The organism is Niallia tiangongensis (assembly GCF_044704065.1).
Lineage (GTDB): Bacteria > Bacillota > Bacilli > Bacillales > Cytobacillaceae > Niallia > Niallia tiangongensis.
The window spans coordinates 3,744,704-3,768,912 of the sequence record NZ_CP162613.1; the positions used below are offsets into that span (position 1 = coordinate 3,744,704).

The window sequence follows — 24,209 nt, forward strand, 5'->3', positions numbered from 1 at the left end:
AAATTTTCTATATAATTAACGACAATATGGACTTGAAAAAGAAAAAACCCGAAAATTCTTTCGGGTCGAATATATTTTAAGAGGGGAAACTCTCAACCTATTTATAGAATATCGAATAATTATGAACAAATAATGAACAAAAGATTAAAAAATAAAAAAATCTATTATCTAGCAACTGCTATATCTTTATAAGAAAAAGAATGAAAGTCAAATAATCCTTTATCCGTTAACTTTAAGGTAGGAATTACTGTTAATGATAGGAAAGATAAGGTTAAAAAAGGATTAAATGTATCATTTCCTTGTAAAATTTCTACTTTTTGATTTAATGTCTTTAGCTGTTCATACAGGGTTAAATAATCTTGATCTGAAATCAACCCAGCTATCGGTAATGGGAGCGTGGCAACTACTTCTTCTTCGGATACAACCACTATTCCCCCATTTATATTTTGCAACTCATTAATTGCCAGCAATAAGTCTTCATCATTTGTTCCGACTGCAACGATATTATGGGAATCATGAGAAATAGTTGTCGCTATTGCACCATTTTTAAATCCAAATCCTTTTACAATTGCTTTTCCTACATTTCCAGTTTGGCGATGTCGCTCCGCAACTACTAGTTTTAGTTGATCTTCTTTCAAAGACGATTGAAAATATCCATTTTCGACTATTACCTTTTCAATTACTTCATTTGTAACGATACTATTCGGAATAATTTCGATGATATGGCATAAATCAGATGATAAGGGGAGCTTTAAATCATCTAAAGCTACTTTCGCACAATTTATCGCCGGTAAATTAGTATCCAAATAAGAATGTTTAATTAACTTCTCTTCTATTAATTTTCCATCTTCTACAACACATTGACCATTTTTAAATACACTGTGAATAGTTAATTTCTCAAGATTATCCACAAGCAAAAAATCAGCTTGATAGCCTGGAGATACTGCTCCAATCGACTCTAAACGAAAACATTCAGCAACGTTAATGGTCACCATTTGAATGGCGATAATCGGATCTAACCCTAGCTCTATCGCTAAGCGCACACTATGATCCACACTACCTTCTTCCACTAAATCATCTACTAATTTATCGTCTGTTACAAATAAACATCTTCGCGAATTTCTTGTCGTTACAGCTGGTAATAAAGCATTCATATCTTTCGCAACGGTACCTTCTCTTATCATCAGGTACATTCCTAAATCTAACCGGTCTTTTGCTTCTTGTAGTGTTGTCGCTTCATGGTCATTCCCGATACCTGCAGCACTATAAACATTTAATTTTTCTCTTTCAATACCTGCCGCATGACCATCTATTACACGATTATGCTTCTTTGTCAGCATTAATTTATCGACCATATTCAAATTCGTTTCAAATACAGATGGAAAATCCATTACTTCTGCCAATCCCAATACTCTTTCGTGTGAATAAAAAGGCTCTAAATCTTTTGCATATAATGTTGCCCCATTTGAATCATCTGGAACAGCAGGTACACACGATGGCAACATCACACGAATATCTAACGGTAGATCTTCAGATTTATCTAACATATACTGGATGCCTTCAGCACCAGCAACATTTGCAATTTCATGTGGATCAGTTATTACTGTGGTTACACCGTGCAACAATAGTATTTTCGCAAATTCCTGAGGTGTAAGCATACTACTTTCAATATGTACATGACCATCAATGAATCCAGGAACTAAATATTTTCCTTTCGCATCAATCATTCGTTTTCCTTTATAGCTACCAATCCCAGCGATTCTATCATCTGCAATTGCTACGTCACCTATCATTATTTCGCCAGTAAAGACATTAACAATTTTTGCGTTGGTAATTACGATATCAGCAAGTTCTTTTTTCGCAGAAACTCTAATTCTTTTTTCCAATTTATCTCTCAAGAACAAGTACCCCCTTTATTAATTACGAATATTCAAACTTTACAAAGTGATACAATTAACCTACTTTAGGAAGGCTACTTTTGCATAAATTGTTTCTTGTAAACACATCGTTTTTCTGCAATAAAATAAAACTATGATTACCTTAAAAATTCATTTCATAGCACTAAGGAATGGTATAATGAATAGTTATTTACGAAAGATAGAGAAAGATAACTCTAACTATAAATATATTTTTATTATTTTATTATATGTTGATTTATTTTTCAATGCACTTTCCACAGCGGCTTTACTTCCCATTAGTATTGTTTTTACATATTATTTAAACACATTATCGAGTATCAGTGGTATTATAATTACGTATCGTAATGATGATTCCCTCTATCGTTACACTTGTTAAGAAAGGAGAAATAATTTACATGTATAAAGATTTAATTCTAGCAATGCTACGATCAGGTATTTTTGGATTTGGTGGAGGTCCTTCTGTAATCCCATTATTTCGTCACGAAGCAGTAACCAAGTATAAGTGGATGGATAATGAAGAATTTGGGGACGTATTAGCCATTGCAAACACGCTCCCTGGACCAATTGCAACAAAAATTGCCGCTTATTTAGGTTATCGTCAAAAGGGTACTGTCGGAGCAATTGTTAGTGTCTTAGCTCACATATTGCCGACTTGTTTATCTATGGTATTTTTATTTTCATTTATATCTTTTCTTAGTCATTCACCAATAATAACAAGCATGGTCTCGGCTGTTGTACCTGTAATTGCGGTAATGCTTGGCTTAATGGCGTATGAATTTGGAGAAAAAGCAGTGAAGGGACTAGGAATCTATGCTGGAATCGGCTTAACAATTCTCTGTCTCTTCCTATTGCAAACATTTTCGATTCACCCTGGTATTGTCGTACTTATTTTTCTTACCTATGGAGCATTCCATTTTAAATTAAAACATAAATTCATACATAAAAAAGAAAGAGGCATGTGAATATGATTTTTGTCAGTATTTTTCTCAGTTTCCTTGTAGCTAATTTATTAGGATATGGTGGTGGCCCAGCTTCTATCCCTTTAATGTATGAAGAAATAGTTAATCGATACAATTGGCTATCCAACACCGAATTTTCCAATATGTTGGCATTTGCTAATGCATTACCAGGGCCAGTGGCTACAAAGATTGCTGCCTATGTAGGCTATGGAGTAGGAGGATGGGGAGGATTTGTTGTTGCATTACTAGCAACGATTCTACCTTCAGCTATAGGACTGATCTTTTTATTAAAACTAATGAGGAAACATAAGGACTCGATGATTGTTAAAGGTATGACCCTACTCGTACAACCTGTCATTACTGCATTAATGGTGGTATTGACGTTTGAGATGTTTCAGGATTCCTATCATTCCATTGGGTTCATTCAATCTGCAGCAATTGCATTAATCGCTTTTTTATTGTTGCAAAAATGGAAAGTGCACCCAGCAATAGTTATTGTTCTTGCCTTTCTTTATGGAGGACTTGTTGTTCCGCACTTGAGCTAAACTTAGATAATGGAAAGCTGATGAATCATTAGTTGGGGGTTTTTTATGGATAAAAATTTTTATGTTCCTAATATCAAGCTAGATAAAATAGATCGACATATATTGTCACTACTACACGAGAACAGCCGCATCTCTTATACCGATATTGGAAAAGAAATCGGGATTTCAAGAGTAGCTGTTCAAACAAGAGTGAATACTCTCTTTGAAAATGGAATTATTGAGCAATTCACAACTGTCATTAATCCCTCCAAAGTCGGGAAAACGGTATCTGCTTTTTTTAATGTAGATGTGGAACCACAATACTTAGAGGCAGTTGCTATAACTCTCGCAGAGGATTCTGCTGTCACAAGTCTATATCATATGACTGGTCCAAGTAAATTACATATGCATGGCATATTTATCGATAACCAAGAGATGGAGTCATTTTTAACGAATAAGCTTTATGCAACAAAAGGAGTTGTGAGTGTAGACTGCCAAATACTTATTAAACGATATAAGAGCAGAATCGGAATGAAGCTATAAGGTTCGGATGAAGACTAGAAATAAATGCTGAATAACAGCCTGAAAGCATCTAAACAGGCTGTTATTTATTCCTAGGATAAGAAACTAATATAATTGTTTTAGTTCTTTCCAATCCTCTATTCTGTTCAACTCAAGATGCTTATTATAAAGATGATCTTTCACATAAAGCTGCGTAGAATGATCTATGAGTGTTTCTAGGACCGCGGGCTTATCGTCAAAGTAGTAGTCTAACTTTAGACCTTGAATAATCCTTATTTTCTCATGATCTTCCATTCCACAATAAAAGTGACTATCCACAATAGGAAAACCTATCTCCTTCATCCACTCTTTCGTTTTTGCAGCAAATTGTTTTTTTCTTGCTGTAATATAATAAACTTGATGATCATTATTAACAAGTTCATTTAAAGCTTCAACTGCTCCAGGAAAAGGCGTACAATTTGTAAAATAGATTTCTTCTCGAAGTGAATCCCATAGTTGCTTTCCTTCGATAGCATTCAATCCAAATGGCTCGTGAATTTCCACCGTTTTTAACGCATGAAAGCTTGCTAATGGAATATTCTTTTTAAGCTTTTTATTATAAAGATTAAAAGCATGCTGTCTTAAATTGATCAGTGTATCATCTATATCAAATCCGAACTTCATTTATTTCCTCCACATAAATACTATGCATTCTTATTAGGATAAGCAGTTATTTTAATATCTTCTCCTATCCACTCAGTCTTTTCAAAACGTAATGGAACAGCCTCATCCACTTTTTCAATATCTTCTCCTCTAAATGGCGTATAGGAATTAACCCCTCCTGCTATTTTAGGAGCAATATATACTAGATACTTTTGAATAAGCCCCTCGCGCATAAAGCTTGCATTTACTTCACTTCCACCTTCGAGAAGAATATCAGTAATTCCTATCTTGTATAATTGTTGTAACGCATTTTTTAAATCTAATTTCCCATTATTGGAAGGGACAGCTAACAAATCTACTCCCTTTCCCTTCAATGCCTTCGCTTTCTCTGAATCAATATTTGAAGCAGTAACAATGATCGTTTGTGCCTCTGTGCAATCTGTTATGTGTGCATTTAACGGTGTTCGTAAATTTGTGTCCAAAATAATTCGAATGGGATTCTTTGATGGTCCCTCTAAGCGGGTTGTCAATTTTGGATTGTCTGCTAATACTGTTCCAACACCAATTAAAATACCATCTACTTTGTTTCTTAAATGATGCACTTCTTTTCTTGCTGCTTCCCCGGTAATCCATTGACTATGTCCAGTATGTGTGGCAATTTTACCATCCAAGGTCATTGCAACTTTCGAAATAACAAAAGGCGTTTCATGTATCATATTATGAATAAAACGCTCATTTAATTGCTGTGCCTCTTTTTTTAAAATACCAACTTCCACTTCAATTCCTGCTTCTCTTAAGATGCTAATCCCCCGACCAGCAACTTGAGGATTAGAATCTTCTGTTGCAACAACCACTCTCTTTACTCCTGAATTTTTAACCAGCAGTGCACATGGGGGTGTTTTACCAAAATGCGAGCAAGGCTCCAAGGTTACATATAGCGTTGCATCTTTTGCATGGTCACCTGCCATGTTAAAAGCATGGACCTCAGCATGTGGCTCCCCAGCTTTACGATGAAGGCCTGTGCCGACAATTACTCCATCCTTTACAATCACAGCACCTACTACTGGATTGGGATTCGTCTTTCCTAATGCTGATTCTGCAAGCTCCAATGCCATTTTCATATAATCTTGATCATGCTTCATACCTATGCTCCTTAAATGGTCACTGTATTTTTCAAGGGAATATGACCAGATTTATTCACTTTCGTCTTTAAATAATTCTCATTAAAGGGTGAAACATCTCCCCATAATGGAACATTTTCCTCTGCTGTAAGCCCAAGCTTCTTAAGTGCCTCTAATTTTTTAGGATTATTCGTAATTAATTTCACTGGTTTTTGTCGAAGAAATTGAAGTACTTTTATCGGCGCTTCATAACTTCTCATATCATCTGGAAAATCAAGTGCAAGATTTGCCTCGACTGTATCTAACCCATTTTCTTGCAAAATATACGCAAGGGATTTTGTAAATAGTCCAATCCCCCTGCCTTCATGATTAGCCAAATAGAAGAGTGCACCACTTCCATTCTCAACCATCATGCGCATCGACTCTTTTAATTGATATCCACAATCACATCTCTTACTTCCAAAAATGTCACCAGTATGACATATACTATGCATACGTATTAAAGCATTTTCGTCATTAGCGAAGTCACCATATACTAAAACAGATGATTGCTGATATTCAGCTAAGTTTAGAGATGGTAATGAACATAGAACTTCTTCTTTCGTTTGGTTTTTATTTATTGGTAACCATGTATACCACTGAAAGGTTTCCACTTGGTCGTCCAATTGAACTGGCAATTTTACTGGTCCAACTAAACTTAAATTCCGCTCTTCATTAAATGCAATTATTTCCATTTTATTTTGAAGAAGATTGATAATATTTTGATCCATCCGAAAATCTCCTTTATTGTCTGTTGTATTCTTTATTCTGTAATAGCAATATAAATATATCATGTAAAATATTCTTCAATTAAATAGCCAGTAAAATGAACTTTAAATTTTTAAGCCTCTTTTCACTTACTATATGTAAGCAAGTTTATAATCATAAGGATACATCGTCAAGTAAATAGCACTCAAATAATTTAAACCCATTGGATTACTCTACAGTTTCTACTCGAAAGCTTACTGATAACTATTAGCATATAGCAAATTCTTTATTCGTACAATTCAAAACTCCTCTGTATTCTTACAACCACTACTTAGAGAGCCCAATTCATTGATTTCGCCCGTTATATACTTTATAATTTGACTACCTAGTCATGAATTCAAAATAATATGACCAACTAGTCATTACATTGCTTCCTATAAGCATAGGAGGAAAATACGTGAAAGAAAAAGAAAAAATAATTATTGATTCAGCAATAAAGTTTTTTGCTCAAAAGGGATTTTCTTCAACATCTGTACAAGAAATTGCAAGTGATTGTGGAATATCAAAAGGCGCCTTTTATTTATATTTTAAATCAAAGGAATCTCTTCTTTATAAAATCTTGCAATATTATTACGATGAACTGATTAAAACCTTTGAGGAAATCAGCCTAAAATCAATCCCAGCTAGAGACAAATACATGGATCAGCTTACCTTTATGTTCAATCACGCCTTAAAGCATAAAGAATTTATTATCATGCAGTCAAAAGAACAGGCAATCCCATTAAATAGCTCTATTAAAGATTTATTACTACGAATGCAATCAGAAATGCAAAATTATAATCTAAAAGGTCTCCATGCTATATATGGTGAAGAGAAGAAACAATACCTTCTAGACCTCCTAATGATACAAGAAGGGCTTGTCCATTCCTTTTTAAAAATTGTAATCCTTGAATCAAGCAATGTTTCGACCAAGGATATTTCCAATTATCTTTTAAAAAGATTAGATTCCATTATATCGGATATGGATGCAAATAACGAGCCCCCACTATTTTCGAATGATTTTATAAAATATATTATAAAAAAACCTAAAATAAACTTTATGGAAGATAGCCACCAGCACATTATAAATGCTGTTAACTCGATCCTTAGTAAAATCGAGCATCTTTCAAATAAACAAGAGATCGAAGTAACAATGGAAGTGTTGATGACAGAAATTGATGCCGATAAGCCTAGGATTCCTATTATCAAAGGAATGCTGTCTAACTTGAATAATTATGAAGATCTTAAAGAAGAACAAAAAACCATTGCTGATTTTTATCATATTGCACTTTAAGAATACTGGATAAAAAAGCTTTCATATGATTATGAAAGCTTTTTTATTGGTCAATAATGCAAAGGAGAACAACTTTAAGAGGTGTCTACTTTGCCTAATTCCGTACTTTCAAGATTTTTAAGATTGCCGTTAAGTATCCGTGTATTAACGATTTCTTTAACTATTATTATCCTATTTGGGTTCTTTATCACCTTGATTGAGCCAGAAACATTTCCCACTTTTTTTGAAGGAATCTGGTGGGCAATTATTACAACCTCCACAGTTGGCTATGGTGACTATGCTCCCACAACGATTCTTGGAAGAATAACTGGCATGACATTAATATTAACGGGGGTAGGGTTCCTTTCTACCTATTTAGTGACATTAGCTACTGCGGCTGTAGCTAAACAAAATGCCTATTTAGAAGGAAAATCAACCTATAAAGGACAAAACCACTTGATTATTATTGGTTGGAATGAACGGTCAAAGCTAATGATTCATTCTATCATTAAAGATCGGGAGAATATTCCGGTTACATTAATTGACGAGTCCTTAGCAACTAATCCAGTACCTGAAAAGATACATTTTGTCAAAGGGAATTCTAATTTAGACAATGTTTTACTAAAGGCTAATATATTGACTGCAAATAAGGTGATAATAACTGCTGACCAAAACAAAGAAGAGCTGCAAGCTGATATGCATTCGATTTTGACTTTACTCGCGATTAAAGGTCTGAATGCGAATATACCATGTATCGTTGAAATACTTACTGCTGAACAAGTACAGAATGCTAAAAGAGCTGGAGCTGATGAAATTATTGAAACAAATAGTCTAACGAGCTTCGTTATGCACAATAGCTTAAATTCACAAGATACGATGATTGCATTTCTAGAGCTTTTAAATCAGTTAAAGGATAAGAAACTCCAATTTATTCCTCTAAAAAATATTAATGAAGAATTAGTAGATTATTTGACATTAAACAATTATTTATTAGCTAATGGAAAATTATTGTTAGGAGTGAAAAGAGGGGGAGCTAGTTATCTGAATCCCAATCCTTCCTTTGTTTTTGAAGATGGGGATGAATTAATTATTATTACTTAAATATATTTCCCGTGGCTTGCTGTTCACCCTTTCTAAAGCTAGCAGCAAGCCACGGAAAAGGAATATAAACCCCTTTATCCAGGTCTCAAAAAATATCCCTCGTTTCAAGGATTTCGTTCTTCCATCAATAAGACACTATCCCTTCCATCAACAATCTAACTTTAAGCTTCTAAAAATGTTTTACAAGCATTTGCACATTCCCTACAAATATCTGCGCAGTATTGACAGTGTCGATGATCATGCTTCTCACATTCACGGGCACAATCCTGACAAACAGAAAGACAGATTTCTGCAAACTCTTTAGCATATGGAGATTTTCTGATAATAGCTTGTTCTAAATAACTACAAAATTGAATACATTCCCTATTCGTATGAATGCAATCAATCATTGGTGTAACATTTTCTACTGCTAAGCATTCATTTAGGCAGTGGTTACAAACTATCATACATTCCTGCAAGGATTTTATCAGCAATTGTTCTTTTTCAATAAGCATAGCTTTCTCCTCCTTCTATTACCCATTTCTATTTATTTAACCTTTCAAAAAACCTTTAAACATTTGGGAGCAAAAATAGAGGTTAATGGAAATAAAAAAACAAAAAAGCTATCGGTGCTCTCAAAATTTCTGAGTGCACCGATAGCTCAATTACTATAGCTTATAAACGACTTTCTAGTTCTGCTTTTTTCTCTTCAAATCCTGGTTTACCAAGTAAAGCAAACATATTTACTTTGTATGCTTCAACTCCTGGTTGATCAAATGGGTTCACCCCTAGTAAATAACCACTGATCGCACAAGCTTTTTCAAAGAAGTATACTAGATATCCAAACGTATATTCATTCATTTCCGGAATGCTAACAATTAGGTTTGGTACTCCTCCATCTGTATGTGCAAGAAGTGTTCCTTCAAACGCTTTATTGTTAACAAAGTCAATAGTTTGTCCAGCAAGATAATTTAAACCATCTAAATCATTTTCTTCTGCCTCAATAACAAGCTCATGACGAGGCTTGTCCACTTTTACAATTGTTTCAAAAATGTCACGACGACCTTCTTGAACATATTGTCCTAATGAATGTAGGTCAGTTGAGAAGTTTGCAGAAGAAGGATAAATACCTTTTTGATCTTTTCCTTCACTTTCTCCAAACAACTGCTTCCACCATTCGGAGAAATATTGTAATCCTGGTTCGTAGTTAATTAACATTTCAATTGTTTTTCCTTTGTTATAAAGGACATTACGAACTGCTGCGTATTGATATGCAATGTTGTTTTTCAATTCTGATGTTCCGAAATCAGTTCTAGCTGCTGCTGCACCTTCCATCATTGCTGTAATATCAGCACCGCTAACAGCGATTGGCAATAAACCAACTGGTGTTAAAACAGAATAACGTCCGCCAACATCATCAGGAATAATAAATGATTCATATCCTTCTTCTGTCGCTAATGTTTTTAACGCGCCTCTTGCTTTATCAGTAGTAGCATAAATTCTTGTTCTAGCTTCTTCTACTCCATATTTTTGTTCTAATAATTTACGGAAAATACGGAATGCAATAGCTGGTTCTGTAGTTGTTCCAGATTTAGAAATAACATTAATAGAGAAATCTTTATCACCAAGGAAATCAATGACATCACTCATATAGGTGGAGCTAATATCTTTCCCAATAAAGATAATTTGCGGTGTGTTTCTTTTTTCTTTTGATAAAGAATTATAGAAACTGTGATTTAGCATTTCAATCGCAGCACGTGCTCCAAGGTAGGAACCTCCGATACCGATTACAAGCAAAACTTCTGAGTCACTTTTAATTTTTTCTGCCGCTTTTTGAATGCGCGCAAATTCTTCTTTATCATAATCTACAGGAAGATCTATCCATCCTAAAAAATCGCTTCCTTGTCCGGTTTTTTCATGTAAGGAATGATGGGCAACTTTCACTGCATCTTCTAAATATGTAATTTCGTGTTCTCCAAAGAAACTTAATGCCTTTGAGTAATCAAAACGAACGTGTGTCATAAATGATCCTCCAATTATAATATTTATTTATACTCCTCTTCCACTTTATCGGAAGTAGAAAAAGGAATCAAGAAAGAACTCGTATTGAAAACGGATACAATGTCTTTTTTTTTCATTTTTCACCAATTTTTCAATTTTAATTCTACTTTTTCAACCATAAGAAAAGGAATAGAATTAACTCAGATAAAAACATACAAACAAATAGCATAAATTGTTTGTATGTTTTTTTCGTCTATTCTTTTATAGAGATGCTTTATAAATTTCTAAAACATCTTTATCATTTAACACTTTAAAATTACCAAATCCGCCATTCGCCATTGCTTTTTGGACCATTAAATCAAGCTTACTATTATCAATGTCATAATCAGCCAAACGAGAAGGAGCTCCTAAGTCATTCCAAAACGCACGAAGCTTTTCAATTCCCTCAAGCCCAGCTTCTTCTGCTGTTTTCCCTTCAAGATCCACCCCAAATACGCGACCAGCTAATTGTTTGAATCGTTCTGGTTTTACAGATAAGTTATGCTTCATCCAATTAGGGAATAGGATTGCAAGACCTCCACCATGAGGTATATCATATACGGCTGAAACAGCATGCTCAATATTATGTGAAGCCCAATCGCCACGGTATCCCATATTAAGCATTCCATTAAGAGCCATCGTTCCACAATATAAAATAGCAGCTCGATATTCATAATTTTCTAAGTCATTAACAAGCTTCGGACCAAACTCTATGACCGTTTTCAATACAGATTCACACATATAATCTTGAAGTTCTGTATGCTCTTCTAAGTGGAAATAATGTTCAAAGACATGAGACATCATATCCACGATTCCATAAATCGTTTGATCTTTAGGAACTGTATATGTATTTTCCGGATCTAGGATTGAAAACACGGGGAATGTAAATGGACTTCCCCAGCCAACTTTTTCTTGCGTTTCCCAATTTGTAATAACAGAACCTGCATTCATTTCTGATCCAGTTGCAGCGAGTGTTAGAACTGTTCCAAACGGTAAAGCTGCTTTTGGGGCTGCTTTTTTCGTAATAAACTCCCATGGGTTGCCATCGAATTTTGCACCGGCTGCAATTGCCTTTGTACAGTCAATAACACTTCCTCCACCAACGGCTAATATAAAATCGATTCCTTCTGTTTTACAGATATCAACTCCACGCTGTACAGTAGTCAATCGGGGATTGGGCTCTACACCAGATAATTCAAATACTTCTTTGCCATTTTCATTTAAAATAGTCATTACTTTATCGTATAGACCATTTTTCTTAATACTTCCCCCACCGTATACTAAGAGGATTTTCTTCCCAAACGAGGCTAATTGATCTTTTAATTGTTCTAATTGACCTTTACCAAAAATAAGTTTTGTCGGATTATAAAAAACAAAGTTTTCCAAATAAATGCCTCCCATTCCTTTTTTAAGAATTATTAATGTAAAACCTAGTGTATGACTTATTATTAAACAAACTTCTATGAAAATCAAAAGATTAAGCTTAAGCAGCCGACAAATAGTATATGTATCCTTTTGGTCACTTATCCCATATTAAGGACAGTTTGCCCCAAATAATGAGAAGTTTCCTTATTTTTGTATCTATCATTTTATTCATCTAACTAAATAAAGCTGACCTTCCAGCCAGCTTTTAACTACATATATTTTATTGATTGTTCACATTTAATACTTGCTTAATCCGCTCAATAGCCCAATCCAACTCTTCCTTTGTAATCGTTAACGGAGGTGCAAAACGGATGACTGTTTCATGTGTTTCTTTACATAATAAGCCTACTTCTTTTAGCTTTTCACAATATGGTCTGGCTTCTACCATTAATTCTACTCCTATAAATAATCCTCTTCCTCTAATATCCTTAATAATCGGATTCTTAATTTCCGTTAATTTTTGCAGAAAATAATTCCCTAAATTTGCAGAACGGTCGGTTAAATTCTCTTCTATAATTACATCTAGCGCAGCAATCGATACAGCGCATGCCATTGGATTCCCTCCAAACGTTGATCCGTGGGAACCTGGATTAAATACTCCTAATATGTCCCCATCCGCAACTACACAGGAGATAGGAAACACACCAGCTCCAAGCGCTTTTCCTAATATATACATATCTGGTTCAATCCCGTACCATTCACTCGCAAATAATTTACCTGTTCTCGATAGACCTGTTTGAATTTCATCTGCAATAAAGAGAACATTATTTTCCTTGCATAACTGAAATGCCGCTTCCATGAAACCCTCCGGAGGAATGATGATTCCAGCCTCACCTTGAATTGGTTCAACAATGAATGCTGCTGTATGCTCTGTAATAGCTTCTTTCAATCGATTTATATCACCATAAGGGATAATCCTAATACCTGGCAGCATCGGTCCAAATCCCCTCTTATACTCCTCATCAGAGGATAGGGATACAGCTCCCATTGTTCTTCCGTGAAAATTCCCCTCACACACAATTAATTCTGCCTTCTCTTTTTCCACCCCTTTACAATCATAAGCCCATCTTCTGGCAGCTTTAATAGCCGTTTCTAACGCTTCTGCTCCAGTATTCATCGGTAGAACCATTTCTTTGTTCGTTAGTGTACTTATTTTTTCATACCAAGGACCTAATTGATCATGATGAAAAGCCCGTGATGTTAAAGTAACACGATCTGCCTGTCTCTTTAACGCTTCAATTATTTTCGGATGACGATGGCCTTGATTTAAAGCAGAATAAGCACTTAACATATCCATATATTTATTTCCTTCTGGATCAGCAATCCAAACACCTTCTGCTTCGGAAATCACTATTGGCAATGGATTATAATTTTTTGCTCCATATTTCTCTGACTGTTCTATTAGTGAAATAGATTTAAATTCTTGTACCATCCAATCATCCTTCCAATATTGTTATATAAATGTAAAGAACTATATATTAACTTTAGCTGATTTTACAAAAGAAGGATAGAATTTATTATCATTATTTTCTAAAAATTTGTTTTTTGATTTTATTATGGTTTACTATGATGTTCAAAGGTAAGTAAAAAACTTAAAAAAGGCAAAAAAAAGACTGCCCAAAAGCAGCAGCACTCCATGAAATAAAGGAAGCAATAGCTTTGTTAGACAGCCATTTTATAAAATTAATTATTTTTTAATTAAATCATTACGATTAGATTGTTCAATCCACTCTTGTAATTTATCTTTTAATGTATTGAAACCTTGTACGTTTTCTGTTTCAACTACAGCAGCAGCTGTTTGACGTTTAGGACGAGGTTTTTTTGCTTTAGCAGCTTCTGGTTGTGCAGGTGCTTCTTCTGTAGCACGGATAGAAAGACCAATTTTACCAGCATTTTCATCAATAGAAAGAACTTTAACGTTCACTTCATCTCCAACTTTTAAAAACTCGTTAATATCTTTTACGTAACCATGTGTTACTTCAGAGATATGAACTAAACCTTGTGTATTTTCATCCAAAGAAACAAACGCTCCGTAAGGCTGAATACCTGTAACCTTTCCTGTAATAACACTTCCAACTTCGATTTTATCTGACATGAGAACACTCCTAATTGTTTATATTAATATTTCCTTTTATACGCATTATAAGATTATATCACATATATGACATTTATACAAAAGGATTTATTTACAGTGTTATAATTCCCTTTTATCATTTGTGTAAACTATGTCTATTAATGGAACGATCTTAGCCTTGTAAGTATATACTTTCCTCCCACTTAGAATAGTATGCTGGAGTCCTTACAGGCACGATTTTCCCCCGCATGAAAGCAATGGAGCAAATCAACGACATCTGAAATTGATTTCATAAGAAAAGAGGTGTTCCAAAGGAAGACCACAATTTCATGAATTGTGATGCTTAACCATAAAAACACCTCTTTTTAGATTAAATAGATTCTCGGAATTAAATTTTCCGCATAAGCTCTAGTCTTTTGACTAGGGCTTTTTTATTGTGACACCCCCAAAACGGAGATGCGAACAAACTTTCCTCTTGACAAACATACGTTCCCTAAATAATTAAGTGACGGTATTTTTTTAATCACTTAAACGGGGGAAAACTTATGCTTACAGATATTCGTTCTCATGAATCCTATCTACACTTTGTTGTAGAGCAGCTAGACATACACTACAATAAAAAGTTTTTAAAAGATTTCTACTTCGAACCAATCATTTGGTGTTCTTTAATCGATCTAACTGACACCACAGAATTACTGAAACAACGGTATTCCTCTAATCCAAGAGGAAGAAAACCACGGAATCCTTGTGATATGCTTCGAAGCTTAATGCTTATGCATTATCAAAAGGAAACCAGTGTGGATCACTGGGTTTTTATCTTAAAAACAACTCCCATATTCGCCATTCTTAGTGGCTTTTCTCCAGACAACGTTCCTGGAGTTGGTACGTTTTATGACTTTTTCAAACGCCTTTGGCTTACATCAACTCCTCATCTATCCAATCGAAAGAAGAGAAGGTTGAAAAAGCCAAGAAAGAAAGGCAAAAAGAATCAAAAACTTGAACCTAAAAATCCAAAAATTGTGGAGAAGCTAGTTAACCGTGCACTAAAAAACAAGAAAGTTCATTATAAACAAAAGGCACACGATCAACTCCAACTCCTATTTCAATCACTATTCGTAAATAAATCGGCATCAGATGGATTATTAGGAAATACGCAGTCACTCAGCATTTTGGCTGACGGAACTCCTGTTGTAACGGGAGGTCGGTCATATGGGAAATTCCTTTGTGATTGTCGAAAACAAGGAATTTGGAAGTGCCAATGTAAACGACAATTTTCAGATCCTGATGCTGATTATGGCTGGGATAGCTCTAGAGAAAAGTACTATTATGGACGAAATCTCTTTATGATAGGTGCCTCAGATAGTCCGTATAATTTGCCAATCTACCCAAGAATGTATCGAGCTAGTAAACACGATTCTGTTCTGTTTGTAAGTACATATCATGAACTTTTACATTGGTATCCTGATTGGAAATTTAGGGAAGTCATCTTAGATTCAGCCTTAGACGCTTATCCCATTTATAAAATGTTAGAACACTATGATGTTTCAGCCATCATTGACCTCAATCCTAGGCGTTCTAAGCAGTTTATTTACAATGAAATGGATATTAATTTAGACGGTGTTCCGATTTGCCCAATTGGTCGCAAAATGCTTGATTGGGGAGCGGATAAAAAACGTTACCGTCGTAAATGGCGATGCCCAGCTGTAGTTGGAAAATGGAAGTGCCCAAACCCATGTTCTACCTCTACATATGGACGAACTTTTTATACATCGACAAAGGATAATCCTCGTCTATTTCCACGTGTCAAACGTGACAGTAAGGAATGGTATAAGCGTTATTCCTTGCGTACTGGGATTGAGCGCTGTATTAAACGGCAAAAGATTGATTATCATTTAGAGGATTCAAGAGGACGTAGTTCAAGGCATTGGAATATTCGAACCTATATCATCGGCATGTGCCAGCATGCCGATGCGTGGTTAAAGGAGGCAAAAAAGAATCATTTTGCAAATCTTAACACATTAATTAAATCTCTTTTGTCCTTATAAAGTCATCTTAAAATACATTTTTAAAAAAATCCACTATAGGTGGTTTATTTGATATGCACTTTTTTAAAAACGACTTTGAAAATTCCAATTTATCCTCCAAAATTTAGCTATCATCCCCCTTAAGACCCAGAATCAGTCATTTAATTTCCGAGCCTCTATATTAATAAGAATATTTATCAACAAAACGCTTCATTCGCTTCATTGCTTCTTGTAATTGTTGTAACGACGAAGCATAGGAACAGCGGATATGGCCTTCTCCACTTTCCCCAAACACATTGCCAGGTACAACTGCCACTTTTTCTTCCATCAATAGTTTTTCTGCAAACATCTCAGAAGTCATTTTTGTTGATGTTATATTAGGAAACGCGTAAAAGGCTCCTCCAGGTACATGACATGTTAATCCCATATCGTTTAATGACTGAACGATAAAATTCCTTCTCCGTCGATAACTCTTTTTCATTTCTTCTACATCATTTTGCCCGCTTCTCAATGCCTCTAGTCCTGCATATTGGGCCATCGTAGGTGCACACATTAAACTGTACTGGTGAATTTTTAGCATCGCTTGAATTAATTCCTCTGGTCCACACACAAACCCTAATCTCCATCCTGTCATCGCAAAACCCTTTGAAAAACCAGAGAGAAGAATTGTCCGCTTCCAAGCTCCCTCAATAGCAGCTGTGCTTGTGTATTCTTCGTCATAGCTAAGTTCTGCATATATTTCATCGGAAAGAATAAGCAAATCATGCTTTTCTGCTACTGATACGATTGCTGATAATTCCTCTTTTAAAAGGGTAGTTCCAGTAGGATTATTGGGTGAACAAATCATAATTGCTTTTGTCCGTTCTGTAATGACTTCTTCCAATTGCTGTGGCTGGATTTTAAAATCATTTTCCTTTAAACTTTGCACAGAAATTGGCACTCCACCTGCAAGCATTACTAACGGTGCATAGGAAACAAAACATGGTTCCACCACAATGACTTCTTCCCCTTGGTTCAGTATAGCTCTTAAAGCAATATCGATCGCCTGACTAGCACCAACAGTAACAATTATTTCAGAAGTCGGCTCGTAAGAAACTAAAAATCTTTTTTTCATATAATGACTAATTTCTTCTCGAAGCTCTAAAAGTCCAGGATTCGCAGTATAAGATGTATATCCTTGTTCTAGTGATAAAATTGCCGCCTCTCTTGTTGACCAAGAAGTAACAAAGTCTGGTTCTCCTACACCGAGAGAAACAACTCCTTCCATACTGGATGCTAAATCAAAGAATCTGCGTATTCCAGATGGCTGCATTTCCTCTACTTTCTGTGCAATATAGCTTTTGGTTTGCTTCATTATGGTGACACCACAATTCTTTTATCATCATCTGACGGTTCAAATATCGTTCCATCATGTTTATATTGTTTCAAAATAAAATGAGTAGTGGTAGAAATTACAGAATCAAGGGTTGAAAGCTTTTCCGAAACAAATCTTGCCACTTCATTCATGGATTTCCCTTCAATAATTACCGATAAATCATATGCCCCAGACATTAAATAGAGAGACTTAACTTCCTTAAATCGATAAATCCTTTGAGCAACTTCATCAAAGCCAACCCCTCTTTTAGGAGTTACTTTGACATCGATCATTGCAGTAACTCCTTCATGACCTTCCACTTTTGACCAATCCACAATAGATGTATAACGGACAACTACATTTACTTCTTCTAATTTAGCAATCATTACTTTTGTGTTCTCTAACTCTTCACCAATCATTTTTGCTATATCTTCGTCAGATATCCTCGCATCTTTTTCCAGAATCTCTGCAATTTCAATTTCCTTATCTGTTAATCTCATGTTCATCCTCCTGCTCGCCTGAAATATTCTCATTATACCAAATTATCACTAAATTTTTCGTACATTTTTCATTTTGGGCTTCAATTTTTAAATTGGGTTAATCTAAATTACTTCTAAAAGAGTTGCGTAAAAAACATACTTATATTGAATTAACGATACGAATCAACCCGAAGGCGAAGCGTAAACTTCGCCAACAGCATTAATCAGATAACTCCTGTGAAACTAATCTGTCCTGCCATTAAAGAGAACAGATGCCGCTTCTTTTTATAATCATAAGCTTCTTTGAAATTGCTAAGCAATTCTCTAAAGGAAGAACTTCCTCAAATGAAAATTCATAAATAGCTTGCATTGCATTTGCTAGTTCTTCCTCTTCATCTAAATCATGCAACGCTTGAAGAATATCCGCAATTTCCGTATCATAATTTCCCTCTCCAATGGAGAAAGGATCCCATCCATTTAATATACGTACAAATTCTAAAGTCATTTCTTGATTATTCATATTGCGGTCTCCCTTGTTCCATTTTTGGCTGAAACTATTCTATCATATAACCTTACAAAAGGGCATAGTCGAAAAAGAAGTCGATATTTAAAGCTATTCGATGACTTAAATTGTAGTTTTATATTGACAATTCAGTATTTTAGCTATATTATTCATTTATTGAAAATTTCATATTTACTTATCAAGAGAGATTGAGGGAACAGGCCCGATGACATCCAGCAACCTCCTTTCCTAAAGGAAGGTGCTAACTCCTGCAGAATGACTTATTCTGAAAGATAAGATCGCTATATGTATACGATACTTCTTTCCAGATGAAAGAAGTTTTTTTTATGTGCAGTGGTTCTCATAATCTGTATCTAATAACAATCTCTAAAAGACAAATGATTTTCATGCAAAGGGGGATAAAGCTCGAATGATACAAATTAACGATTTAGTGAAAGTATTCAAAACGAAAAAAGAACAAGTTGTAGGAGTGGATCATGTTTCTCTCTCTATACAAAAAGGAGAAATATTCGGAATTGTAGGCTATAGCGGTGCTGGTAAAAGCTCCCTTATTCGATGTCTCAATTTATTGGAAAAACCTACAAGTGGTGAAATTATTATCGATAATATTTCCTTAACTTCGTTAAATCAAAGGCAATTAAGAGCTGCTCGTTTAAAAATAGGGATGATTTTCCAACATTTCTATCTTGTCAGTAGTAAAACCGTTTATGAAAATATCGCTTTTGCTCTTAAAGCAGCAAATTTACCCTCAAAGCAAATACATAAACGTGTATTAGATTTGCTCGACATGGTAGGGTTAACAGATAAAAAAGATGTCTTTCCAGCACAATTAAGTGGTGGTCAAAAACAACGGGTTGGCATTGCTAGAGCGCTAGCTAATAATCCAACGGTACTACTTTGTGATGAAGCAACTTCTGCTCTTGATCCAACGACAACGAAATCCATTCTTGCTTTATTAAAAAAAATTAATAAGGAACTAGGATTAACCATCGTTCTAATCACCCATGAGATGGAAGTCGTGAAAGATATTTGCGATCGTATGGCAGTTATGGAAGCAGGAAAGGTCATTGAAGAAGGAGCAGTATACGATATGTTTGCTAATCCAAAGCAGGAGCTTACTAAAAATTTTGTTAACAGCATTCTTCAATTTGAATTGCCTAACCATCTCCTAGAAGAGAGAAAAGGGACAATTATTAAAGTTACCTTTCAAGGTGCAATTGCAGAAGAAGGAATTATCTCTGATGCATTTCAGCACTATCAAGTAAAAGGCAATATTCTGCATGGGAAGATCGAATACATTCAAAACAATCCACTTGGTATTTTTATAATGGAATTAACAGGTGATGATGCTGAGATTACGAAAGCGATTCAGTATATTAAAGATCGCACCAAAAAGGTGGAGGTGATACATCATGCCTCTTAGCGTTGATTGGAATTATATTATTGAATTACTTCCTGATTTAAATTCTGCTTTTTTTGAAACCTTATACATGGTTGGTATCTCTATTGTTGTGGCTATTATTGTGGGTTTACCGATAGGAATTCTTTTATTTGTTACAGATAAAGGACTGTTTTTAGAAAATACATTTCTTAAAAACATTGTAGGTTTTGTTGTTAATATGGTTCGCTCCATTCCTTTTATTATCCTATTAATTGCCCTATTACCTTTAGCAAAATGGATTACCAACACAACAATCGGTCCTACAGCTGCTTCCGTTTCTCTATCAGTTGCTGCTATTCCTTTTTTTGCAAGAATAGTGGAACAAGCTTTTCGTGAAATTGATAAAGGGGTAATTGAAGCCTCAGTTGCGATTGGAGCATCCCCCTGGATGATTATTTGGCAAGTTTTAATTCCAGAAGCAAGACCAGGTATTATTCAAGGTATTACTATCACCATTATCAATTTAATCGCTTATTCAGCCATGGCTGGAATTGTTGGCGGTGGCGGGGTCGGTGATCTTGCAATTCAGTATGGCTATTATCGTTATGATAATACAGTAATGATTACAACCGTCGTTGTTCTCGTCTGTTTAGTCCAAATCATTCAATTTTTTGGCGATAAAATTTCAAAAACATTGGATAAACGTTAACTCAACATAAAGACTTTTAGGAGGAATAAACAAATGAAAAAAATACTTATAGGAATTCTTTTACTAGTTTCATTTAGTGTGCTTAGTGCATGTGGGGAAGAAAAAAACAATGCCGAATCAGGCGAGAAGAAAGAGATTAATATTGGTGCAACTTCCGGCCCTTATGCGGACATGGTAAAAAAAGCAATTAAACCAATCCTTGAAGATAAAGGCTATAAAGTAGAAGTTACAGAGTTTACAGACTATGTACAACCTAATAAAGCATTAGCAGAAGGAAGCATTGATGCGAATCTGTTCCAACACAAAATTTATATGGAATCCTTTGCCGAGCAAAATAACTTAGAGTTATCTGAACTTATTTCAGTTCCGACTGCACCAATGGGCATATATTCACATAAATTTGACAGCTTAGAAGACATCACAGATGGTGCAACAATTGCAATACCTAATGATCCTACCAATGCGGCTCGTGCCTTCTTAATTTTAGAGGAGGCAGATTTAATTGAAATTGATCCAGCTGCTGACCCACTAACTGTCTCTGATAAAGATGTAACGAAAAACATTAAAAACTTAAAGTTTGAAACAATTGAAGCAGCACAATTACCTCGTGCTGTTGATAGTGTAGATTTATCAGCGGTTCCAGGTAACTTTGCACTAGCAGCAAAAATGAACCTATTAGATGCTCTTCAATTAGAAAATATGTTAGATCAATACCGTAACCGTGTCGTTGTTAATACAAAAGACTTAGATGCTCCATTTGCTAAAGATATTAAAGCAGCTGTGGAATCAGCTGAATTCGAGAAAGTAATTGATGAAGAATTTGAAGGCTTTGGAAAGCCTGAGTGGATGAATTAAATAAATGACTGTGACTGAAATATAATACAATAAATCAAGGGAGCTACGCGGTGGAAATTATTCATCCTCGCAGCTCCCTTGATTGTTTTTACACCCATTTACAAGACAATAACTATTTAGATCCTCTGTATTAATTTTCTGATTATTAAAACAAAGTCACATTTTCACCTTATTTCTTTCACAAATTGGACACACATCCTCTCTCTACAACTACAAAGTGTGTGTTAATATAATGTTGTATTGTGAATCCATTCACATAAAACCAAAAGACAATATAGGGGGAACCAATCATGAAAACTACACCAAAAGTTTTACTTGCTTCCATTTTAGCAGGAGCGCTTTTAACAGCTTGTGGAAATACAGACACAGAACCAAAAAAAGAAGAAAATAAAGCAGAAGAGTCAGCTGATGTAGTAACAACAGCTTCCATCGTTAATGAAGCAGATGCATTAGTAAATGCATTAGGTGAAAACGGTACTTGGATTGTTGCAACACTTCAAGATTTAACAGTAGACAGTGATATCGTAGTTGCAGGTGAGTTCCACGATAAAGGCGATGCTGCAAATCCAATTTATCGTAAACTTGGCCTTTATACACAAGACGAAGATCATAACATCATTGATTCTTTCACTTTAACTGCTCCTAAAATGACAGTTCAAAGTGAAAACTTCAAAATCCAAGGTGGTACATTTGCTGGAGATGTTTATGTAGAAGCTAATGGATTCACCGTGGACACTACAGCAAAAGTAGATGGAAATGTTTACTATAAAAGTGATGAATTCAAATCATCTGCTGTAATTGATGGAGAAGTAACCGGTGAGCAAGAAGTACAATAAATATTCTTTAAAGAGGCTGGGACATAAGTATTCCAGCTAGCATCAAAAAACGAACAATTATACAAAATATGTATAATTGTTCGTTTTTTTTAGTTTTAAAAAGAAGGTCTCAGTAAAATCTGTTGTTAATACCCGCAGCCATTTTGACCCAGCACCTTTGTTTACCTAAACAGTTTTTCAATTTCCCGCTTCAACCACCAAGGAACTAAACAGTTACTTTTAAATAGATTACTTCCTATTTAAATAACCCTTCCATTAAGTTTACAAAATTCCCTAAAAAAAATAACATAAATAGATTGACAATATACTGATTTAGGAATATCTTTTATATAAAAGTTGCACCAGTGAAACTTTTTAAACCAAAGGAAAATCAGGTGAAAAAAATGAAAAAAAGTCAATCAATAGAACAAATACATTCTAAATCAGCACAAAGTATTTTAAATGAGGATGTTAAAGGCTTAAAAAGAATACTCCCTTTTTTAGGTCCTGCTTTCATTGCTGCGATTGCATATATTGATCCAGGAAATTTTGCGACAAATATTGCTGCTGGATCAAAATATGGATATCTATTATTATGGGTTATTCTTTTCTCCAACATCATGGCATTAATCATTCAATCCTTATCAGCAAAATTAGGAATTGCTACTGGAAAAAACTTAGCTGAAGTAGCTAGAGAAGAATTTCCAAAACCAGTTTCTATCGGACTATGGATTCAAGGTGAACTTGTTATCATGGCAACTGACTTAGCAGAGTTTATCGGTGCTGCGCTTGGTATCTATCTTCTTTTTGGCATTCCGTTATTGGAAGCTAGTCTTATTGCCGCTGTCGGATCTTTTGCTATTCTTGAATTACAAAGACGAGGTTATCGTTCCTTAGAAGCGGGAATTACTGGTATGTTATTTATTGTTGTCCTTTCTTTTGTTGTGCAAATGTTCTTTGCGAAGCCAGATGTTCCATCTTTAATCAGCGGGTTATTTACCCCTCAATTTGATGGATTAGATAGTGTCGTTTTAGCAGCGGGGATACTTGGTGCCACAGTGATGCCACATGCAATTTATTTACATTCTGCCTTAACGCAAAAAAGAATTGTTGGGGAGACAGATAGAGAGAAAAAACAAATTTTCCGTTTTGAATTCATCGATATTCTCATTGCCATGTTAATTGCAGGATTTATTAATGGAGCAATGCTTATTGTCTCAAGTGCCTTATTCCATAAAAACGGACTATTTGTCGAGGATTTAGATGTAGCCTTTCATTACTTTGGAGAGTTGGTTAATCCTATCTCTGCCACATTATTCGGGCTAGGCTTATTAATCGCAGGCTTATCCAGCTCCTCTGTTGGAACCATGTCTGGTGATGTAATCATGCAAGGGTTTATCCATTTCCGTATTCCTATCTATGTAAGAAGGGTGATTACAATGGTTCCACCAATCGTCATTATCGCCATTGGGATTAACCCAACCACTGCACTTGTTGCAAGTCAAGTAATTTTATCATTTGGAATCGGATTTGCTCTTATTCCTTTAATTATGTTTACTAGTTCCAAACGGATAATGAGAAGTTTAGTAAATACAAAATGGATTACTGTTCTATCATGGATAATGGCTACTATAATTGTTGCATTGAATATTTTTATTCTCATCCAAACTTTTCTGTAATAGAAAATCTTAAAAGACCGGAATC

23 protein-coding genes and 1 riboswitch are annotated in these 24,209 nt (G+C 35.0%); of the genes, 11 read left to right on the plus strand and 12 right to left on the minus strand.

Annotation, left to right across the window (positions count from 1 at the left end; translation table 11 throughout):
* Positions 1 to 164: 164 nt before the first annotated feature.
* Positions 165 to 1,898: an adenine deaminase gene (ade, locus tag AB3U99_RS18015; RefSeq protein WP_400242944.1), complete on the minus strand. Its 1,734-nt coding sequence runs from the start codon at positions 1,896 to 1,898 to the stop codon at positions 165 to 167.
* A gap of 416 nt (positions 1,899 to 2,314) precedes the next feature.
* Between ade and AB3U99_RS18020 the strand changes: the two genes are divergently transcribed.
* Genes AB3U99_RS18020 through AB3U99_RS18030 form a run of 3 tightly spaced genes read left to right on the plus strand, consistent with a single transcriptional unit; the run spans position 2,315 to position 3,945 of the window.
* Complete coding sequence (locus AB3U99_RS18020) at positions 2,315 to 2,881, plus strand: chromate transporter (protein ID WP_400242946.1); 567 nt, start codon at positions 2,315 to 2,317, stop codon at positions 2,879 to 2,881.
* Between the two features lie 2 nt (positions 2,882 to 2,883).
* A complete protein-coding gene (locus tag AB3U99_RS18025) occupies positions 2,884 to 3,423 on the plus strand; it encodes a chromate transporter (RefSeq protein WP_400242947.1) in 540 nt (179 codons plus the stop codon).
* A 45-nt stretch (positions 3,424 to 3,468) separates the two neighbouring features.
* Positions 3,469 to 3,945 carry an Lrp/AsnC family transcriptional regulator gene (locus AB3U99_RS18030; protein ID WP_400242948.1) on the plus strand — a complete coding sequence of 159 codons (477 nt, stop codon included), beginning with the start codon at positions 3,469 to 3,471 and terminating at the stop codon, positions 3,943 to 3,945.
* Positions 3,946 to 4,029: 84 nt separating this feature from the next.
* Here AB3U99_RS18030 and AB3U99_RS18035 read toward each other — a convergent pair whose 3' ends face one another.
* From AB3U99_RS18035 to AB3U99_RS18045, 3 genes are read right to left on the minus strand one after another with little or no spacing between them, the layout of a single operon-like run.
* A complete protein-coding gene (locus AB3U99_RS18035) occupies positions 4,030 to 4,587 on the minus strand; it encodes a 5' nucleotidase, NT5C type (protein ID WP_400242949.1) in 558 nt (185 codons plus the stop codon).
* A 20-nt stretch (positions 4,588 to 4,607) separates the two neighbouring features.
* Positions 4,608 to 5,708 carry a bifunctional diaminohydroxyphosphoribosylaminopyrimidine deaminase/5-amino-6-(5-phosphoribosylamino)uracil reductase RibD gene (gene ribD / locus AB3U99_RS18040; protein ID WP_400242951.1) on the minus strand — a complete coding sequence of 367 codons (1,101 nt, stop codon included), beginning with the start codon at positions 5,706 to 5,708 and terminating at the stop codon, positions 4,608 to 4,610.
* Between the two features lie 11 nt (positions 5,709 to 5,719).
* A complete protein-coding gene (locus AB3U99_RS18045; RefSeq protein ID WP_400242953.1) occupies positions 5,720 to 6,457 on the minus strand; it encodes a GTP cyclohydrolase II in 738 nt (245 codons plus the stop codon).
* 434 nt (positions 6,458 to 6,891) lie between these two features.
* Here AB3U99_RS18045 and AB3U99_RS18050 point away from each other — a divergent pair, with 434 nt between their 5' ends.
* Both AB3U99_RS18050 and AB3U99_RS18055 read left to right on the plus strand, forming a co-directional pair.
* Positions 6,892 to 7,767, plus strand: a complete 876-nt coding sequence (locus AB3U99_RS18050; RefSeq protein WP_400242954.1) for a TetR/AcrR family transcriptional regulator — start codon at positions 6,892 to 6,894, stop codon at positions 7,765 to 7,767.
* Positions 7,768 to 7,857: 90 nt separating this feature from the next.
* The gene (locus AB3U99_RS18055) at positions 7,858 to 8,847 is read left to right on the plus strand and encodes a potassium channel family protein (RefSeq protein WP_400242956.1); all 990 of its coding nucleotides are present in this window, start codon (positions 7,858 to 7,860) and stop codon (positions 8,845 to 8,847) included.
* Between the two features lie 161 nt (positions 8,848 to 9,008).
* On the opposite strand, the gene AB3U99_RS18060 is transcribed toward AB3U99_RS18055, so the two are convergent.
* The 5 genes from AB3U99_RS18060 to yugI all read right to left on the minus strand — a co-directional run bounded on the left by AB3U99_RS18060 (position 9,009) and on the right by yugI (position 14,386).
* Positions 9,009 to 9,341, minus strand: coding sequence for a four-helix bundle copper-binding protein (locus tag AB3U99_RS18060; protein ID WP_400242957.1), 333 nt, complete (start codon positions 9,339 to 9,341; stop codon positions 9,009 to 9,011).
* A gap of 160 nt (positions 9,342 to 9,501) precedes the next feature.
* Positions 9,502 to 10,848, minus strand: coding sequence for a glucose-6-phosphate isomerase (locus AB3U99_RS18065; RefSeq protein WP_031536951.1), 1,347 nt, complete (start codon positions 10,846 to 10,848; stop codon positions 9,502 to 9,504).
* A 240-nt stretch (positions 10,849 to 11,088) separates the two neighbouring features.
* Entirely contained in the window at positions 11,089 to 12,252 is a 1,164-nt protein-coding gene (locus AB3U99_RS18070; RefSeq protein ID WP_400242958.1) for an iron-containing alcohol dehydrogenase, read from the minus strand.
* A gap of 259 nt (positions 12,253 to 12,511) precedes the next feature.
* On the minus strand, positions 12,512 to 13,723 hold the full coding sequence (locus AB3U99_RS18075) for an ornithine--oxo-acid transaminase (RefSeq protein WP_400242959.1): 1,212 nt from the start codon (positions 13,721 to 13,723) through the stop codon (positions 12,512 to 12,514).
* A gap of 255 nt (positions 13,724 to 13,978) precedes the next feature.
* Positions 13,979 to 14,386: a S1 domain-containing post-transcriptional regulator GSP13 gene (yugI, locus tag AB3U99_RS18080; RefSeq protein WP_341194087.1), complete on the minus strand. Its 408-nt coding sequence runs from the start codon at positions 14,384 to 14,386 to the stop codon at positions 13,979 to 13,981.
* A 524-nt stretch (positions 14,387 to 14,910) separates the two neighbouring features.
* Between yugI and AB3U99_RS18085 the strand changes: the two genes are divergently transcribed.
* On the plus strand, positions 14,911 to 16,410 hold the full coding sequence (locus AB3U99_RS18085) for a transposase (protein WP_400242960.1): 1,500 nt from the start codon (positions 14,911 to 14,913) through the stop codon (positions 16,408 to 16,410).
* 160 nt (positions 16,411 to 16,570) lie between these two features.
* Here the strand turns inward: AB3U99_RS18085 and AB3U99_RS18090 are convergent, their stop codons facing one another.
* The 3 genes from AB3U99_RS18090 to AB3U99_RS18100 form a co-directional block, all read right to left on the minus strand.
* Positions 16,571 to 17,743 carry an aminotransferase gene (locus AB3U99_RS18090; protein WP_400242961.1) on the minus strand — a complete coding sequence of 391 codons (1,173 nt, stop codon included), beginning with the start codon at positions 17,741 to 17,743 and terminating at the stop codon, positions 16,571 to 16,573.
* Positions 17,743 to 18,243 carry an Lrp/AsnC family transcriptional regulator gene (locus AB3U99_RS18095; protein WP_400242963.1) on the minus strand — a complete coding sequence of 167 codons (501 nt, stop codon included), beginning with the start codon at positions 18,241 to 18,243 and terminating at the stop codon, positions 17,743 to 17,745. The genes AB3U99_RS18090 and AB3U99_RS18095 overlap by 1 nt, the downstream gene beginning before the upstream one ends.
* Before the next feature lie 238 nt (positions 18,244 to 18,481).
* Positions 18,482 to 18,742, minus strand: a complete 261-nt coding sequence (locus AB3U99_RS18100; RefSeq protein ID WP_400242964.1) for a DUF1871 family protein — start codon at positions 18,740 to 18,742, stop codon at positions 18,482 to 18,484.
* A gap of 175 nt (positions 18,743 to 18,917) precedes the next feature.
* A riboswitch (SAM riboswitch) is annotated at positions 18,918 to 19,024 on the plus strand.
* A gap of 130 nt (positions 19,025 to 19,154) precedes the next feature.
* Between AB3U99_RS18100 and AB3U99_RS18105 the strand changes: the two genes are divergently transcribed.
* The 5 genes from AB3U99_RS18105 to AB3U99_RS18125 all read left to right on the plus strand — a co-directional run bounded on the left by AB3U99_RS18105 (position 19,155) and on the right by AB3U99_RS18125 (position 24,184).
* Positions 19,155 to 20,168: a methionine ABC transporter ATP-binding protein gene (locus AB3U99_RS18105; RefSeq protein ID WP_400242965.1), complete on the plus strand. Its 1,014-nt coding sequence runs from the start codon at positions 19,155 to 19,157 to the stop codon at positions 20,166 to 20,168.
* Positions 20,158 to 20,835, plus strand: a complete 678-nt coding sequence (locus AB3U99_RS18110) for a methionine ABC transporter permease (protein WP_400242966.1) — start codon at positions 20,158 to 20,160, stop codon at positions 20,833 to 20,835. Before AB3U99_RS18105 ends, AB3U99_RS18110 begins: the two co-directional genes overlap by 11 nt.
* Positions 20,836 to 20,868: 33 nt before the next feature.
* Entirely contained in the window at positions 20,869 to 21,690 is an 822-nt protein-coding gene (locus AB3U99_RS18115; RefSeq protein ID WP_400242967.1) for a MetQ/NlpA family ABC transporter substrate-binding protein, read from the plus strand.
* Between the two features lie 290 nt (positions 21,691 to 21,980).
* Positions 21,981 to 22,526: a polymer-forming cytoskeletal protein gene (locus AB3U99_RS18120; protein ID WP_400242968.1), complete on the plus strand. Its 546-nt coding sequence runs from the start codon at positions 21,981 to 21,983 to the stop codon at positions 22,524 to 22,526.
* A gap of 383 nt (positions 22,527 to 22,909) precedes the next feature.
* Positions 22,910 to 24,184: an Nramp family divalent metal transporter gene (locus tag AB3U99_RS18125; RefSeq protein ID WP_400242969.1), complete on the plus strand. Its 1,275-nt coding sequence runs from the start codon at positions 22,910 to 22,912 to the stop codon at positions 24,182 to 24,184.
* Positions 24,185 to 24,209 lie beyond the last annotated feature (25 nt).

Excerpts from the sequence above, each read along its gene's own strand:
- AB3U99_RS18020 (WP_400242946.1), top strand. The coding sequence starts at position 2,315 with ATGTATAAAGATTTAATTCTAGCAATGCTACGATCAGGTATTTTTGGA.
- AB3U99_RS18025 (WP_400242947.1), top strand. The coding sequence starts at position 2,884 with ATGATTTTTGTCAGTATTTTTCTCAGTTTCCTTGTAGCTAATTTATTA.
- AB3U99_RS18030 (WP_400242948.1), top strand. The coding sequence starts at position 3,469 with ATGGATAAAAATTTTTATGTTCCTAATATCAAGCTAGATAAAATAGAT.
- AB3U99_RS18035 (WP_400242949.1), bottom strand. The coding sequence starts at position 4,587 with ATGAAGTTCGGATTTGATATAGATGATACACTGATCAATTTAAGACAG.
- ribD (WP_400242951.1), bottom strand. The coding sequence starts at position 5,708 with ATGAAGCATGATCAAGATTATATGAAAATGGCATTGGAGCTTGCAGAA.
- AB3U99_RS18045 (WP_400242953.1), bottom strand. The coding sequence starts at position 6,457 with ATGGATCAAAATATTATCAATCTTCTTCAAAATAAAATGGAAATAATT.
- AB3U99_RS18060 (WP_400242957.1), bottom strand. The coding sequence starts at position 9,341 with ATGCTTATTGAAAAAGAACAATTGCTGATAAAATCCTTGCAGGAATGT.
- AB3U99_RS18065 (WP_031536951.1), bottom strand. The coding sequence starts at position 10,848 with ATGACACACGTTCGTTTTGATTACTCAAAGGCATTAAGTTTCTTTGGA.
- AB3U99_RS18075 (WP_400242959.1), bottom strand. The coding sequence starts at position 13,723 with ATGGTACAAGAATTTAAATCTATTTCACTAATAGAACAGTCAGAGAAA.
- yugI (WP_341194087.1), bottom strand. The coding sequence starts at position 14,386 with ATGTCAGATAAAATCGAAGTTGGAAGTGTTATTACAGGAAAGGTTACA.
- AB3U99_RS18085 (WP_400242960.1), top strand. The coding sequence starts at position 14,911 with ATGCTTACAGATATTCGTTCTCATGAATCCTATCTACACTTTGTTGTA.
- AB3U99_RS18090 (WP_400242961.1), bottom strand. The coding sequence starts at position 17,743 with ATGAAGCAAACCAAAAGCTATATTGCACAGAAAGTAGAGGAAATGCAG.
- AB3U99_RS18095 (WP_400242963.1), bottom strand. The coding sequence starts at position 18,243 with ATGAGATTAACAGATAAGGAAATTGAAATTGCAGAGATTCTGGAAAAA.
- AB3U99_RS18100 (WP_400242964.1), bottom strand. The coding sequence starts at position 18,742 with ATGAATAATCAAGAAATGACTTTAGAATTTGTACGTATATTAAATGGA.
- AB3U99_RS18105 (WP_400242965.1), top strand. The coding sequence starts at position 19,155 with ATGATACAAATTAACGATTTAGTGAAAGTATTCAAAACGAAAAAAGAA.
- AB3U99_RS18110 (WP_400242966.1), top strand. The coding sequence starts at position 20,158 with ATGCCTCTTAGCGTTGATTGGAATTATATTATTGAATTACTTCCTGAT.
- AB3U99_RS18115 (WP_400242967.1), top strand. The coding sequence starts at position 20,869 with ATGAAAAAAATACTTATAGGAATTCTTTTACTAGTTTCATTTAGTGTG.
- AB3U99_RS18120 (WP_400242968.1), top strand. The coding sequence starts at position 21,981 with ATGAAAACTACACCAAAAGTTTTACTTGCTTCCATTTTAGCAGGAGCG.
- AB3U99_RS18125 (WP_400242969.1), top strand. The coding sequence starts at position 22,910 with ATGAAAAAAAGTCAATCAATAGAACAAATACATTCTAAATCAGCACAA.